At 36.3% G+C, this 15,792-nt stretch carries 17 protein-coding genes; 16 read left to right on the top strand and 1 reads right to left on the bottom strand.

Annotated features, from left to right (window positions below):
* Positions 1-138: 138 nt before the first annotated feature.
* From NST60_RS21675 to NST60_RS21650, 6 genes are all read left to right on the top strand, one after another.
* Complete coding sequence (locus NST60_RS21675) at positions 139-684, top strand: ReoY family proteolytic degradation factor (protein WP_101730957.1); 546 nt, start codon at positions 139-141, stop codon at positions 682-684.
* Between the two features lie 133 nt (positions 685-817).
* Positions 818-1,411, top strand: a complete 594-nt coding sequence (locus NST60_RS21670; RefSeq protein ID WP_016203051.1) for a DUF1405 domain-containing protein — start codon at positions 818-820, stop codon at positions 1,409-1,411.
* A 72-nt stretch (positions 1,412-1,483) separates the two neighbouring features.
* A complete protein-coding gene (gene ypjB / locus NST60_RS21665; RefSeq protein WP_212120145.1) occupies positions 1,484-2,296 on the top strand; it encodes a sporulation protein YpjB in 813 nt (270 codons plus the stop codon).
* 60 nt (positions 2,297-2,356) lie between these two features.
* Positions 2,357-3,031 (top strand): zinc metallopeptidase, encoded by a 675-nt coding sequence (locus NST60_RS21660; protein ID WP_016203053.1) that lies wholly within the window; start codon positions 2,357-2,359, stop codon positions 3,029-3,031.
* Between the two features lie 167 nt (positions 3,032-3,198).
* Positions 3,199-4,425 (top strand): MFS transporter, encoded by a 1,227-nt coding sequence (locus NST60_RS21655; protein WP_224427804.1) that lies wholly within the window; start codon positions 3,199-3,201, stop codon positions 4,423-4,425.
* 153 nt (positions 4,426-4,578) lie between these two features.
* Positions 4,579-5,604: a serine hydrolase domain-containing protein gene (locus NST60_RS21650; RefSeq protein ID WP_445304421.1), complete on the top strand. Its 1,026-nt coding sequence runs from the start codon at positions 4,579-4,581 to the stop codon at positions 5,602-5,604.
* 73 nt (positions 5,605-5,677) lie between these two features.
* On the opposite strand, the gene NST60_RS21645 is transcribed toward NST60_RS21650, so the two are convergent.
* Positions 5,678-6,556 (bottom strand): YitT family protein, encoded by an 879-nt coding sequence (locus tag NST60_RS21645; RefSeq protein WP_101730958.1) that lies wholly within the window; start codon positions 6,554-6,556, stop codon positions 5,678-5,680.
* 697 nt (positions 6,557-7,253) lie between these two features.
* Here NST60_RS21645 and NST60_RS21640 point away from each other — a divergent pair.
* From NST60_RS21640 to panD, 10 genes are all read left to right on the top strand, one after another.
* Positions 7,254-7,586, top strand: coding sequence for a nucleotide pyrophosphohydrolase (locus NST60_RS21640; RefSeq protein ID WP_016203057.1), 333 nt, complete (start codon positions 7,254-7,256; stop codon positions 7,584-7,586).
* A 224-nt stretch (positions 7,587-7,810) separates the two neighbouring features.
* On the top strand, positions 7,811-8,611 hold the full coding sequence (gene dapB / locus NST60_RS21635; protein WP_169188771.1) for a 4-hydroxy-tetrahydrodipicolinate reductase: 801 nt from the start codon (positions 7,811-7,813) through the stop codon (positions 8,609-8,611).
* A 13-nt stretch (positions 8,612-8,624) separates the two neighbouring features.
* The gene (gene mgsA / locus NST60_RS21630) at positions 8,625-9,071 is read left to right on the top strand and encodes a methylglyoxal synthase (RefSeq protein WP_169188770.1); all 447 of its coding nucleotides are present in this window, start codon (positions 8,625-8,627) and stop codon (positions 9,069-9,071) included.
* The gene (bshB1, locus tag NST60_RS21625; protein WP_169188769.1) at positions 9,061-9,774 is read left to right on the top strand and encodes a bacillithiol biosynthesis deacetylase BshB1; all 714 of its coding nucleotides are present in this window, start codon (positions 9,061-9,063) and stop codon (positions 9,772-9,774) included. The genes mgsA and bshB1 overlap by 11 nt, the downstream gene beginning before the upstream one ends.
* Entirely contained in the window at positions 9,771-10,925 is a 1,155-nt protein-coding gene (gene bshA, locus NST60_RS21620; protein ID WP_169188768.1) for an N-acetyl-alpha-D-glucosaminyl L-malate synthase BshA, read from the top strand. Before bshB1 ends, bshA begins: the two co-directional genes overlap by 4 nt.
* Positions 10,909-12,114, top strand: a complete 1,206-nt coding sequence (locus NST60_RS21615) for a CCA tRNA nucleotidyltransferase (protein ID WP_169188767.1) — start codon at positions 10,909-10,911, stop codon at positions 12,112-12,114. The genes bshA and NST60_RS21615 overlap by 17 nt, the downstream gene beginning before the upstream one ends.
* Positions 12,099-13,082, top strand: a complete 984-nt coding sequence (locus NST60_RS21610; RefSeq protein WP_169188766.1) for a biotin--[acetyl-CoA-carboxylase] ligase — start codon at positions 12,099-12,101, stop codon at positions 13,080-13,082. The genes NST60_RS21615 and NST60_RS21610 overlap by 16 nt, the downstream gene beginning before the upstream one ends.
* Before the next feature lie 456 nt (positions 13,083-13,538).
* Complete coding sequence (gene panB / locus NST60_RS21605; RefSeq protein ID WP_169188765.1) at positions 13,539-14,375, top strand: 3-methyl-2-oxobutanoate hydroxymethyltransferase; 837 nt, start codon at positions 13,539-13,541, stop codon at positions 14,373-14,375.
* Positions 14,375-15,235, top strand: a complete 861-nt coding sequence (panC, locus tag NST60_RS21600) for a pantoate--beta-alanine ligase (RefSeq protein WP_016203065.1) — start codon at positions 14,375-14,377, stop codon at positions 15,233-15,235. The genes panB and panC overlap by 1 nt, the downstream gene beginning before the upstream one ends.
* 29 nt (positions 15,236-15,264) lie before the next feature.
* The gene (gene panD / locus NST60_RS21595; RefSeq protein ID WP_016203066.1) at positions 15,265-15,648 is read left to right on the top strand and encodes an aspartate 1-decarboxylase; all 384 of its coding nucleotides are present in this window, start codon (positions 15,265-15,267) and stop codon (positions 15,646-15,648) included.
* Positions 15,649-15,792: the final 144 nt, after the last annotated feature.

The following is a 15,792-nucleotide window of genomic DNA, read 5'->3' as shown; positions in this document are numbered from 1 at the left end:
GTTTGGATGAAAATCTTTGAAAATCATTGTACCAAGAGGCTTATTGGCCGCTTAAGAATTGTCATTTCCTTAGGAGCGATGCAGGTAAAACAGGTTGGATAATAAAAATTTGTTGCAAGCAGAGGAGGGAATTACAAAATGAAAACCCCTGTATCTGTCAACGAAAAAAAAGACTTCATTCGTTGGTTTTTGAATCACTATCAATTGAAGAGACGGGAATGTGTATGGATTTTAAATTATCTTATGAGTCATGATCAATTGATGGAAAAAGTCCATTTTGTTGAAAATGCAGAAAAATGTCCAAGAGGTTTAATTATGTCCACGCATTGTGTAGATGAAGTACCTTTTAGATTTTATAAAGAAAATGTGATGACAACAGATGCAGAAAAGTCTTTTCATGATATTAGACTAAATCGAGATGAAGATATTTACATTCAGCTCAACTTTTACGCATCAAATCAAGTTCATCAGTATGCGGCTGTGTTGGTAGAAAATCCATTTATGCCGAAAAAGCTGCAAATTACCGAAAAAGATAAAATGATTGCAGAACAGTTTTTAGTAAACAGTATAGAAAAATTCCAAAAGGAAAAAATTCTCCAGTTAATTGATGAAGCGTTAGATAATGGCGATAAAGAGATGTTTAACACCTTAACGAATCAATTAAAATACTTGCAAAATAAATAAAAAATAAATAGTTAATCCCGAATGGTTAGAAACTATTCGGGATTTTTGTATGTACTCTCCCATTTTCCTGTTCATAGTAAACTATGGTAAAATAGTATGAGAAGGAAAAGGAAAAGGAAAAGGGGAAAATAGAGTGAGATATATTTATATGATATTAAGCAATCGATCTTTTTTAGGATTATTGCTCATTATTAATATAGTTGGAACGGCATATGGGTATTATTGGTACAAAACTCAGTTAGCAGAAACACCGACGAGGTTTCTACTCTTCGTTCCTGATAGCCCGACAGCTAGTCTTTTTTTCGTGTTTGTATTAATAGCATTTCTGTGGAAAAAGAACTGGCGGCTTATGGAAGCATTAGCATTAGTTACATTGTTTAAATACGGAATTTGGGCGGTTGTAATGAATTTTCTTGTCTATTTTGAAACAGGAACAATCGGGATTGATTCATGGATGCTCATTTTTTCACATGGGGCTATGGCGATTCAAGGTTTGCTGTACATTCCTTTTTATCGTTTTAAATGGGTTCACATCATTCTTGCAGCTATATGGACTTTACATAATGATGTAATAGATTATGTGTTTAAAATGATGCCGAAATATAGTGTCTTGGATCAATATATGGCAAATATCGGCTACTTTACATTCTGGCTGAGTATTTTAAGTCTAATGATCGCATTCTACGCATTTAAAAAAAGCGAACAAATGCAGTGGAAGATTCAATAGAATTATGATTTTTTAGTCTAACCTTGTCCAACTCATCATACATTTTTAATAGTAGATAGAGGAGGGACAAGAATGAAGGCTAAATTGGTTATGTTGTTAATGATATTGATTTTACTTTTGCCTATCTCTTATTCTGTGTATGCAGACCAAAAATCGCCTGCTAAAGAATTAGATGAACTAGATACACTGTCAGATGAGGTATTGCAGCTTGTACGATCAGAACGCTATGAGGATGCAAAAAAAATTCTTGACTATTTTTCGAATCAATTTAGCTCAGCAACGGTAAATGGGAGTGCATTTACGCTTGATGAGCGGAGAATTTTAACTGGTACACATGATGAAGCGGTAGAGGCAATTACCAATCCATCGATTAATAATGATGAACGGATTAATTCAGTGACGAAATTTCGATTGGCAGTTGATGCTGTTTCATCAGGGGAGCAACCTTTGTGGACACAAATGGAAGAGCCTGTAATGACAACTTATCGAGATATGAAGGATGCTATTATTTCCGAAGATAAAGAAAGATATAACGAGAAGTTAGATTCTTTCCTATCTTTATATCAAATTATTCATCCGAGTCTTAAGCTAGATGTTTCTACTACGCAATTTCAAGAATTAAATTCCCTCGTTGAATTTATGAATACGTATCGCTTACAAGTCTTTAATCAAAAAGGTCAGCTAGAAGAAGTAAGTCAATTAGAAGGCGAATTACAAGATGTTTTCAATCAGTTGTATGAAGATGAGGCAGATCCTTCTTTATGGTGGGTGATTATTTCTACAGGAAGTATTATCATCCTTACTTTATCATATGTAGGGTGGCGAAAATACCTCGGGGATAAAGCGGAAAAAAGGCAAGCTAAACAAAAAAGGGATAATATTTGACTTTGGTGTTTTTCCTGCTTACAATAAAAATATACTACAAGATGAAATAGGGGGAAAAACATGATTTTTGTATATTTCATATTAATAATTCTCATACCTATTTGGGCACAAATGAAGGTGAAAAGCGCATATAAAAAATATTCAAAAGTAGCTTCTTCTTCACAAATGTCTGGTAGAGAGGTAGCGAGAAGAGTATTGGATTCCAATGGGCTATATGATGTATCTGTAGAAGAAACAAGAGGCGTCTTGTCAGACCATTATGATCCTCGCTCTAAAGTGGTACGTTTATCCACTGAAAATTATCACGGCCATTCTGTTGCAGCAGCAGCTATCGCAGCACACGAAGTTGGTCACGCTATCCAAGATCAACAAGAATATTCTTTCTTGCGATTCCGTTCGGCATTAGTACCAGTGGCTAGTTTTGGAAGTAATGCATCTTGGATTTTTATCATGATTGGCATCTTCGCAAGATTGGATGGAATGTTATTACTTGGTATTATCTTAATGGCTGCCGGTGTGTTGTTCCAATTTGTTACACTTCCAGTAGAATTTAATGCTTCAAACCGTGCAATGGATCAGGTGGTTTCATTAGGGATTATTAGAAATGATGAAGAGAGAGAAACGAAGAAAGTACTTAATGCAGCAGCACTAACCTATGTAGCAGCAGCAGCAGTAGCGGTTCTCGAGCTAGTTCGTTTACTTTTAATTTATACAGGTATGTCGAGAGACGAATAGAAAATAAAAAAGATGCAAAAGGACTTACCTTTTTGCATCTTTTTTTTGTTGTGATTAATATCTATTTATTTTGATTCTTCGAAAAAATATAGATTCCAAACTTTTCTAGGTGTATAATTAACAATGCCATTTACATAAACGAATAACAAGGAGAAAGAAGGGTTTTTTTGCAAACTGCTGAATATTTACAAGGTAAAAAGCAACAGGAGCTGACGGTTTATCGGATTTTATTTGCGATTAGCCTAGGGCATTTTTTGAATGATTGTATGCAATCTGTTGTGCCAGCTTTGTTTCCTGTTATCCAGCAGTCGATGGGGTTAAATTATACTCAAATTGGCTGGATTGCTTTTACCTTAAACATTACATCATCTATTCTACAGCCGTTTTTTGGGGTTTTGGCAGACAAAAGGCCTACACCTTACTTATTGCCAATTGCTATGTTCTCCAGCTTAATAGGGATGTTTGGGCTTGCACTTGCACCCAATTTTTATTTAGTTTTATTATCGGTTTTATTTATTGGTTTTGGCTCAGCAATTTTTCATCCAGAAGGTTCACGTGTTTCCTATATGGCAGCAGGAGCAAAACGAGGGCTTGCCCAATCGATTTATCAAGTCGGCGGGAATGCTGGTCAATCATTAGCGCCAGTTTTTACGGCATTTATTTTTGTAAGAACAGGCCAATTTGGAACTATTTGGTTTACGCTTCTGGCTACAATAGGAATCATAGTATTATTTCAAGTATCCACTTGGTATAAAAAAGAACTGTATATTAGAAATCCACAAAAGAAACAACAAACGAAGCGTGCATTTGTTGTCAATAAAGAAATTATTGTTGCGATATGCTTATTGATTTTCCTAGTATTTGCTCGTTCTTGGTATGGTGCGGGGATCAGCAACTTTCTTCACTTTTATTTAATTGAGAAGTTTGGTTTAAGCATCGAAAATGCACAAATATTTGTTTTTGTGTTTTTACTTGCTGGTGTTATCGGAACTTTCCTTGGTGGGCCGCTGGCAGATCGTTTTGGAAAAAGAACTATTCTTCTATTTTCACTAGTAGGCTCTGCTCCCTTTGCCTTACTTCTACCACATATGCCTTTTTGGCTAATTGGACCTTTATTATTTATAATTGGTTTTATTTTGCAGTCTAGCTTTAGTGTAACCGTAGTTTATGCTCAAGAGCTGCTCCCAGGTATGATTGGTCTTGTATCAGGATTAATTGTCGGATTAGCGTTTGGTATGGGAGCTCTTGGTGCAGTAATCTTTGGCGTTATCGGAGATGCATTTAGCTTGCAAGCGATTATGATTATCTGTAGTATTCTCCCACTTCTGGGGATATTAACGTATTTACTGCCAAGTGATAAGCGTGTTAGTGAAATTCATTCCACATTAAAATAAGAAAACAGGATAGAAAAGTAATCCTGTAATAGATAGCTTAATTAGATTAGCCTTGAGACAAATACGGTCGATTTTTTGTGTGAAAAAACCACAGAATCGATCGTATGTTCGTTTTGTGTGATATAATAGTTTTAAAAACATAGGAGGGCTATGATGATGTTTGCCGCTTTAAATGTGAAGGAACGAATGGAGCATTATAAAATAGCTGGCTTAAGTCTAGCGCTAATCCAAGATGGTAAGATTAATGGTACTGAACAATATGGTTTAAAGGAAGCGGATACAGAAGATAGAGTTAATGAAAATACAAGCTTCCATTCCTGTTCCATTAGTAAATTCATGACAGCAATCCTTGTTTTGAAACTAGTAGAACAAGGTTATCTTGATTTAGATGAAGAAATTAATGCTAAACTTACTTCTTGGAAGTTAAAAGCTAGTGAGCAGATAAAAGGAAAAACGGTTACTTTAAGAGATCTTCTGAGCCATCAATCAGGAATTATTGATCCTGAAGGAAGTTTTAGCGAATGGAAAGAAAACGATGAAGTTCCTACTATATTAGATATTTTGAAGGGGAGCACAACCTATTGTAGGGGGCCGATTAAGGTAGAATGCGAGCCAAAAAGTGAATTTCATTACTCGGATGCAGGATTTTGTATTATTCAACAATTGATTGAAGATACTTTAAAGAAATCTTTTAAAGAAGTGATTAAAGAATCCCTCTTCCAGCCGTTGCAAATGAATAAAAGTTTTATTGATATAACTGGTCTTGAAAATATCTCTTCTGGTCATAACAAAAATGGAGAGCTTATCTCCAGAAAATACCCTTTTTATCCATATCCAGCAGCCTGTGGTATTTGGACAACGCCTTCCGATTTAGCAATATTAGTGTTGGAATTAATGAATGCTTTGGAAGGAACAAGTCAATTAGGAATATCGATAAAAAATGCGAAGGAGTTGGTTAGCCCTCAAGGAAATGTAAATTGGACAGGACTCGGTGTATTTTTAGACAGTTTCGATAAAGATGTTGAAATTTCTTCATTAGGATGGGGGATTGGTTTTCAGTGTATGCTTGTTGCCTACCCGTCATTAAAAAAGGGTGCGGTAATTATGACAAATACAGATTTAGGTGTTCATCAAATGAAAGGGCTGATAGGAGAAATTTATTCTTCCTTTTTTGGTTAATAGTAAAAAATTGTATCCACTTTATATCTATTAAAAAAAGATAGATGTAAAGCTGAATACAATTTTTTAAAAATTATTTCTCGAGAGGCTGTTTATACTCATCTAAAGTAAAACCTTCGCCCATTACATCATGAACGACACTAACAGACACAAATGCATGTGGATCAATGCTTGTAATAATACTTTTTAAACGAACAATTTCTGTTTTTGCTACAACACAATAAAGGACTTCCCGGTCTTGTTTAGTGAAAGAACCATGTCCTTTTAATACTGTAACCCCACGATCCATTTCGCTCATAATTTTATTAGCAATTTTCTCATTTGAGTCAGAAATAATCATCGCTCCTCTTGCCGCATATGCGCCTTCTTGAATGAAATCAATGACTCTTGTTCCTACAAAAACAGCTACTAATGTATACATCGCTTCTCTGTATGAAAGATAGGTAAGTAGTGACAGAGCGATAACACAAAAGTCGAAAACGAACATTGTTTTTCCCATACTCCATCCAAAATACTTAAAACCTAATCTCGCAATAATATCTACTCCCCCAGTTGTCCCGCCATAGCGGAAAATAATTCCTAAGCCGACACCAATAAACGTTCCTGCAAATAATGCCGCAAGAGTTAAATCTTCAGTGAGAGGAATATGTAACTCGATTTTTGGAAGTTGAAAAAACCATAGGAAAATAGACACCGCTACTGTTCCAATAATCGTGTAAATAAACACATTTTTACCTAATAATTTCCACCCGATAAGAAATAAAGGAATATTTAGCAGTAAATTTGTGATCGAAGGATCCCAATTCCATAGTGCGTATAATAATAGTGTAATTCCTGTAAAACCGCCTTCAGCCAAATTGTTTTGCATATTAAAATGAACAATACCGAAGGAAAATATCGCAGATCCTAATAGGATAAATAAGACATTTTTGATTTTAATATTTTTAAACATCGACTCGCCTACTTTCTCTCTGTACAAAATGCATTGCTATTAGCGTATCCATTATATCGAATCACATTCAGTTGGGCAATGGAGGAAGAATAAATGAAACATAATAAGAGATGGAACATAAAGTTAGTACATTTTTTACGTAGTTATAGATTTATCCCACTCTTAACGGACAGTAAGACTCAACCGTAAGCTTATGAGAATACGAGGAAGATAGGTGGGAGATCAACTGTCCGTAAAGGTCCGATTGGTTCAACTAACCATCAGTGGGGGAGGAGGGAAAACCCCCACAGATGGAAGTTTCACTTTATCCCACTCTTAACGGACAGTAAGACTCAACCGTAAGCTTATGAGAATACGAGGAAGATAGGTGGGAGATCAACTGTCCGTAAAGGTCCGATTGGTTCAACTAACCATCAGTGGGGGATGAAAGAAAACCCCCACAGATGGAAGTTTCACTTTATCCCACTCTTAACGGACAGTAAGACTCAACCGTAAGCTTATGAGAATACGAGGAAGATAGGTGGGAGATCAACTGTCCGTAAAGGTCCGATTGGTTCAACTAACCATCAGTGAGGGATGAAAGAAAACCCCCACTGATGGAAGTTTCACTTTATCGTCAAAAATATTTGTAAAAATGGTTTAGATTAGCTAACATGGAATTGGATAAGATTACTTATTGACTTAAGAGGTGCTTATATTGAATCAGGATAAAACAGTTAAAGATATTCAAAGAGAAGTAGATGAATACATAGGACAATTTAAAGAAGGCTATTTTAGCCCGCTGGCAATGCTTGCTCGTTTGACCGAAGAGTTAGGAGAATTGGCAAGAGAAGTAAATCATTACTATGGAGAAAAGCCAAAAAAAGAAACGGAAAAAGAAAAAGAAATTACGGATGAGATTGGTGATATGCTGTTCGTGTTAACTTGTTTAGCTAATTCTCTAAATATTGATTTGGAAGAAGCACATAATCGTGTTATGCATAAATTTAATACACGTGATAAAGATCGCTGGACAAGGAAAGACCAATAAAAAGCTGTTTTCTAAAGGATTGTTGTTATTCAATAGGAAAAAAGGAGCAGCCGGAATACATGTAGACTCCTGTGGGATTAGCGAGACAGATGAACCCCGGAGGCGAAGCTGAGGAGGCTCATCGCGAGCCCTACGGAGAGCGAATTGTATTTCAGTTGCGGGGATTAGTCACAAACTTTACGAAAACAACCTAAAGAAAAAATACATAGTAAGGAGATAACACATTGAGTAAAGTAAAAATCGTAATCGCAGGACCTAGAGGCAGAATGGGAAAAGAAGCTGTTTATTTAATGGGAAGAACGGAGCAATTTGAGCTTGTTGCAGTTTTAGACCACAAGAATGAAGGGAAAAGCTTAAAGGAGATAGAAGGCTTTTCCTCCTATGATGTACCAATTTATACGGATATTGAAAAATGTTTACAAACAGAAAAGCCGGATGTCCTTATTGATTTGACAACGCCAGAATTTGGAATGCACCATGCAAAAACTGCTTTAAGCTATGGAGTTAGACCAGTAGTTGGAACAACTGGATTTACAAAAGAAAATTTAGCTGAATTAGAAAATTTATGTGAAGAAATGGATCGTGGCTGTATCATAGCTCCAAACTTTGCTTTAGGTGCTGTGCTAATGATGAAATTCTCTAAAATGGCTGCACGCTATTTTGCAGATGTGGAAATTATGGAAATGCATCATGATCAAAAGTTAGATGCACCATCAGGGACTGCTGTAAAAACAGCCGAGCTTATTGCGGAAGTCAGAGAAAGTAAAAAACAGGGTCATCCAGACGAAAAAGAAACAATTCTAGGAGCAAGAGGGGCTGACTTTGATGGTATGCGAATCCATTCCACTCGTTTACCAGGTTTAATTGCCCATCAACAGGTAATGTTCGGGGCAGAAGGAGAATCGCTAACGATTAAACATGATTCCTTTAATCGCACTTCGTTTATGTCAGGCGTTAAATTTGCGGTAGAAGAGGTATTGAAAGTTAATGTATTGATATATGGGTTAGAAAATATAATGGAGTAGGAGTGGATTTAGGATGAACATTGCTTTAATTGCTCATGATAAAAAGAAAAATGATATGGTCGCTTTTGTCGTTGCTTATAAAAAGATATTTGCAAAGCATACATTATACGCAACAGGAACAACAGGTGCGAGAATTCAAGAAGCAACAGGGTTAGATGTACATCGATTTCATTCAGGGCCGCTCGGCGGAGACCAAGAAATAGGTTCATACATCGCTAATAATGATATGGATATGGTGTTTTTCTTTAGGGATCCTTTAACAGCGCAGCCTCATGAACCTGATGTTACAGCATTAATCCGTTTATGTGATGTTTATTCTGTCCCACTAGCAACAAATATGGGAACTGGAGAAGTATTAATTCGAGGACTCGAGCAAGGAGATATAGATTGGAGAAAAATAGTTCATGGAAAGACAGAACCAGTGGCAAAAAAATTCACAGAAAAACTCAATGACAAGTAATGAAATCGATATACTAGCATTTGGTGCTCATGCCGATGATGTTGAAATCGGTATGGGAGCAACCATTGCAAAATATGCTTCACAAGGCAAAAAAATTATCATTTGTGATTTAACAGAAAGCAATCTTTCTTCAAATGGAACGGTAGAAAGACGCAAACAAGAAGCAAAAGAAGCAGGAAAAGTGTTAGGAATTGTTGATAGAATCACATTACAGATTCCTGATCGTGGATTATATTTAGAGGAAGACATCATTCAACAAGTGGTGGAAGTAATACGTGCGTATAAACCTAAGATAGTTTTCTCCCCTTACTGGGAAGATAGACATCCAGATCATGGGAATTGCACGAATATTGTGAAAGAAGCTGTTTTTTCTGCAGGAATAAGAAACTACAGTGCAGGTAACACAAATGCGCATAAAGTTCAAAATCAATACTATTACATGATAAATGGTTTTCATAAACCCGATTTTGTCATTGATACAAGTGAGTATATGAAGAAGAAGGAAGCTAGTTTAAATTGTTATCAAAGCCAATTTGTAAAAGGCGAAAACAGTGTGGACACTCCGTTGACAAATGGTTACATCGATACAATTGAAGCAAGGGAAAAGCTTTTTGGAAAAGAAGTAGGTGTCCTTTATGCGGAAGGATTTATTAAATCTAACCCAATATTATTAAATCAAGATTTATTAGGTGGAGACAAATGAAAAAATTAAAAATTGGCATAACCTGTTATCCGACAGTTGGCGGCTCAGGCGTTATAGCAACAGAATTAGGAAAAATGTTGGCAGAAAGAGGGCATGAAATTCACTTTATCTCCTCCAGCATTCCTTTTCGTTTAAATAAAATGTATCCCAATATTTATTACCATCAAGTGGAAGTAAATCAATATGCTGTTTTTCAATATCCGCCATATGATTTAGCGCTAAGCAGTAAAATGGCTGAAGTAATTAATCGAGAAGAGTTAGATTTGCTACATGTTCACTATGCGATCCCTCATGCTGTTTGTGCTATATTAGCTAAACAGATGAGCAACAGGGATGTCAAAATAGTTACAACCCTACACGGAACCGATATAACAGTATTAGGATATGATCCATCCCTTGCAATGGGAATTCGCTTCGGAATTGAAAAATCTGATCTTGTAACAGCTGTTTCAAATTCTTTGATTGCACAAACATATGAGGTAATTGAGCCAAATAAAGAAATTATACCTGTTTATAATTTTATTGACGAGCGAATTTATCGAAAGGTCGATGTAAGTCATTTGAAAAAAGAATTCGCTATTTTGGATACGGAAAAAGTCGTTATTCACGTCTCGAATTTTAGAGGTGTGAAAAGAGTTACAGATGTTGTAAAAGCATTTAAACATATATCTGATCAAATTCCAGCAAGATTATTGCTTGTTGGTGATGGTCCTGAAATGTCGAAAGTAACCAAATTAGTAGATGAATTCCAATTGAGACATAAAGTATTGTTTCTTGGAAAACAAGAAAATTTGGAGGAATTATATTCTTTAAGTGATTTAATGCTTCTTCTATCGGAAAAAGAAAGTTTCGGCTTAGTAGCGTTAGAAGCGATGGCATGTGGGGTTCCGGTTATAGGGACGAATGTTGGCGGTATTCCAGAAGTAATCGTTCCAAATGAGACAGGATTTATTTGTGAACTTGGCGATGTGGAAGATATTGCGGAGCATTCAATTAAGCTTTTGACAGATGAAAAGAAACATGCGCAATTTGCGCAAAATTCTATTTCGAGAGTGCGCGATTATTTCCGTGCAGATATCATAGTTGACCATTATATAGAGATTTATAAATCAATCTTAGAAACTGGTGAACCGAATGATAAATCCTTTTAAAGAAGCTCTCCCCATTATTAAAAAAATCGAGGAAGCTGGTTATGAAGCTTATTTTGTAGGAGGAGCAGTACGAGATTATTTATTAAATATACAAATTAATGATATCGACATTGCATCCTCTGCTACACCGGAAGAAATTAAAGCTATCTTTCCTCATACCATTGATGTCGGGATTGCCCACGGGACAGTTATGGTAATATGGAACCAAGATACATATGAAATAACAACTTTTCGAACAGAGTCCACGTATCTAGATTATCGCAGACCCGAGCAAGTATTCTTTGTACGCGAATTAAAAGAAGACTTAAAACGCCGAGATTTTACGATAAATGCAATGGCGATGGACAAAAATGGTCAAATTATCGATTATTTTAATGGCGAAGATGCCTTAAAAAAGAAAGAAATTAAAACAGTCGGCAATCCAAACGAACGCTTTCAGGAAGATGCTTTAAGAATGATGCGGGGAATTCGATTTGTCAGTACCTTAGGCTTCCAGGTAGAGATGGAAACACTAAAGGGGATCGTTGACAATCAGCAATTGCTTTCGAAAATAGCAGTAGAAAGAATAACCGCTGAATTTGAAAAACTTTTACAAGGTCGATGGTGTTCTGACGCTCTAGAAATCATGATAGAAACAAAGCTGTATCGATTTTTACCAATGCTTGAATCAGCTGAAAAAGCGATTTCTCAGTTAGCGAAATTGCATCTGACCAAACTCGAATTGCCTGAAAAATGGGCTGTTTTACTCTTATGTTTGGGAGTAAAGGATAAGCAGCAGATAGAGCTGTTTTTGCGAGCGTGGAAGCTGTCAGTTAAGCAAATAAAGACTGTTCAAAAAATAATCTATTGGATTTTGCAAAGAGAACAGATGTCAACTTGGTCAAGACAAGCGCTTTATTTTGCTACATTATCTATTGCAGTTAGTGCAGAGAAAATATATCACCTTCTATGGAATCAAGATATATGTTCAGATATTTCTAGCTTAGAAGAGCAATACAGGAAGCTGCCAATTAAATCAAAGGAAGAGCTTGCGATTAGTGGGAATGATCTTTTAAGATGGACAGAAAAAAGGCCTGGACCGTGGATAAAAGATGTGCTGTCACTAGTTGAGTCGAAAGTCGTGGAACAAAAACTTCCTAATGACAAGCAATTAATAAAGGAGTGGCTACAACGATGTCATCAGATATAAGAAAAGGATTGATTGAAGCCTTTACTAACAGCCCTGATACGTATTTATCTGGTGAATCACTTGCTGAACTTTTAGGCTGTTCACGAACAGCGATTTGGAAACATATTGAGGCATTACGAAAAGATGGCTTTATTTTAGAGGCTGTCCGTAAAAAAGGTTATCGAATTATAAGTTCACCGGAAAAAATTGTCCCAAATAAAATTTTATTTGGATTAAATACAAAGTTCACAGGAAGAAATATCTATTTTGAAGAATCAGTAAATTCGACTCAAAATATTGCCCAGAGACTTGCGCTAGAAGGGGCAGAGGAAGGCACGATAGTTGTAGCAGAAGAGCAATTAGGTGGTAGAGGGCGTTTAGAAAGAAAGTGGCAATCACCTAAATATAAAGGAATATGGATGAGCTTAATTCTAAAGCCTAGTATACCGATAATGAAAACGCCACAGCTAACACTGCTTACAGCTGTGGCAGTCGTTCAAGGGATCCAAGAAGTAACTGGAGTACAAGCAGATATCAAATGGCCCAATGATCTATTGGTGAATGGAAAAAAGTTAACAGGTATCTTAACAGAGATGCAAGCTGATAGCGATAGGGTCCATTCTTTAATCATCGGAATAGGGATAAATGTTAATCAACAACTTGAAGACTTTGCCGCAGAACTTCAGCCTAGTGCAACTTCTATTTATCTTGAAACAAAAACAAGCTGGGATCGAGCAAAAATTATTCAAGGGATTATGATGCACCTTGAAAAATTATATCTTCTATATTTAGAGAAAGGCTTTTATCCTATAAAAATATTGTGGGAAAGCTATTCCATCAGTTTAGGGCAAAAGGTGACTGCCAATACGCTAAATGGAAGTATTGTTGGGTTTGCTAAAGGAATTACTGATGATGGTGTTTTATTGCTTGAAGATGAGCAAGGTGTAATCCATTCCATTTATTCAGCGGATATTTTAATGGAAACATAAATTGCCCATAGTCAGTAGAGTAAGGTTTTTGTTATAATGCTTTTGTCGGGCAGTATCTTAATGAACTGCACCCATTTGTTTAAATGTGCATGAACCATAATTTAATCTGCCTAGATCCACAATTGGACAAGGACAGAGGGATGAAAATAGAAACATAAAACAATCCTTCTATGCTTTGTAGAAGGTTTTTTGTTTGGCTGTTTTCTAAAAGGATTGTTGTTTTTTCAATCGAAAAAAAGAATTAGTTGGAAAAATGGAGCAGCCGAAATACGCGAAGACGCCACGCGGGGATTAGCGAGACTGTCTGAGACTCCGGAGGCGAAGCTGAGGAGACTTAAGCCTAGCCCCACGAAAAGCGAAGTGTGTTCTGGCTACGTGTAATCGCAACAAACTTTACGAAAACAGCCTTTCGTTTAAAACCATTCCCTCTTCCTATTTAAAAGGAGGAAAAACTTAGTGAAAGCTACAACAGACTTTATCAAAATGAAGCAGAAGGCTGAAAAGATTACGATGATCACAGCATATGATTATCCTTCAGCTAAATTAGTTGAACAAGCAGGAACAGATTTAATTTTAGTAGGCGATTCTTTGGGAATGGTTGTACTTGGATATGAGTCAACAGTACCTGTAACGATGGAAGATATGATTCACCATGGAAAAGCGGTAAAACGCGGAGCTAAAGATACGTTTATCGTAATGGATATGCCGTTTATGAGCTATCATTTATCTAGTCGCGATACACTAATTAATGCAACACGCTTAATGCAAGAAACTGGCGCTAATGCTGTGAAAGTAGAGGGCGCGGATGATGTTATTGACCAAATAAAAATCTTAACAAATGCCGGGATACCAGTTATGGCACACTTAGGTTTAACACCTCAATCAGTAGGTGTATTAGGTGGATATAAAGTACAAGGGAAAAGTTCAGATGAAGCAAAACTGCTTGTTGAAAATGCATTGAAATGTCAAGCGGCAGGAGCCTTTGCGATTGTATTAGAGTGTGTGCCGATGCAAGTTGCGAAAGAAGTAAGTGAAAGGCTGGAGATTCCAATAATCGGTATTGGTGCTGGAAGCGATACAGACGGGCAAGTTCTTGTTTACCATGACATTATCACATATGGTGTTGAGCGTGTTGCAAAATTTGTGAAGCAATATACGAATGTGAACGAAGCGATTTCTCTTGCTATCGACCAATATATTTCTGAGGTTAGAATTGGTGCTTTTCCTGAATTAAAGCATAGTTTTCAAATGAAACCTGAAGAAGTGAAAAGCTTATATGGAGGAAAAGCCTAATGAACATTATCACTAACCCACAGCAATTGCAGGAGCTTTCAACTCAATTAAAAAAGGATCAAGTAACAATTGGATTTGTTCCAACGATGGGTTATCTTCATGATGGTCATCGAGCACTTCTCAGAGCTGCCAGAGAGCAAAATGATATTGTTATCATGAGTGTGTTTGTGAATCCATTGCAGTTTGGACCAAAGGAAGATTTAGCTTCATATCCACGAGACTTTGAGCATGATAAACAGGTGGCAATGGAAGAAGGCGTAGATTATTTATTTCATCCAGCTGTCGAAGCAATGTATCCTGTGCAAATGTCTGTGACAGTAAAAGTGGAACGACGTACAGATTGTCTATGTGGCAGATCGAGACCGGGTCATTTTGATGGGGTAGCAACGGTTTTGATGAAACTGTTCCATTTAGCACAACCGACAAATGTTTATTTTGGCAAAAAAGATGCACAGCAAGTTGCTGTTGTAGATGGATTAATTGAAGACTTTCATTTTCCTATTAATCTAGTTGCTGTTAATACTGTTAGAGAAGAAGATGGATTAGCAAAGAGCTCTAGAAATATTCGCTTAACTCCAACGGAAAGGCAAGAAGCTGGAATTCTATATAAATCGCTTAGTATTGCTAGAGGTGAATTAATAAAAGGGAATGTTGATGTAGAAGCACTAAAGAATTCCATTATTGCACTCGTCGAAAAAGAGTCAAGTGGAAAGGTCGACTACTTTGAGATACTAACCTATCCTCAATTAGAGCAGCTAAAGGAGCGAACAGGGAAGGTTATAATTGCGATTGCAGTTCAATTTAGTAATGCGAGATTAATAGATAATATTATCTTTGAATTAAGCAATGCACCTAGATAAACATATTACGATAATGGAGGGTTATCCAAATGTTTCGGATAATGATGAACGGAAAAATCCATCGAGCAACTGTAACGGAAGCAAACTTAAATTATGTTGGCAGTATTACAATCGATGAGGATATTTTAGATGCAGTTGGAATGGTAGCGAATGAAAAAGTCCAAATTGTAAATAACAATAATGGAGCAAGATTAGAAACATATATTATCCCTGGAAAGAGAGGAACCGGGACTATTTGTTTAAATGGAGCAGCAGCAAGACTTGTACAAGTCGGTGATATCGTTATTATTATTTCTTATTGTTATGTTTCAAACGAAGAGCTAATTCATCATCAACCTAAAGTTGCTATTATGGATGAATATAATCGCATTACAACTATTCTTCACCAAGAACCAGAAAAGACAGTCTTGTAATAAATCGAGGCTGGAATATAAATCTTTCAGCTAAAGATAACCCCCAACAATCATACGAAGTGTTAACAAAATTTCGTATGATTGTTGGGATTTTTTATTGTGTTTTTTCTAATTTTGAATTCAAACTATAGGAAGAACAATAAA

The sequence above is a fragment of the Niallia sp. FSL W8-1348 genome, from assembly GCF_038006745.1.
Lineage (GTDB): Bacteria > Bacillota > Bacilli > Bacillales > Cytobacillaceae > Niallia > Niallia alba.
The sequence above is the reverse complement of the archived record's forward strand: the minus strand, read 5'-3'. Positions and strand labels throughout refer to the sequence as shown.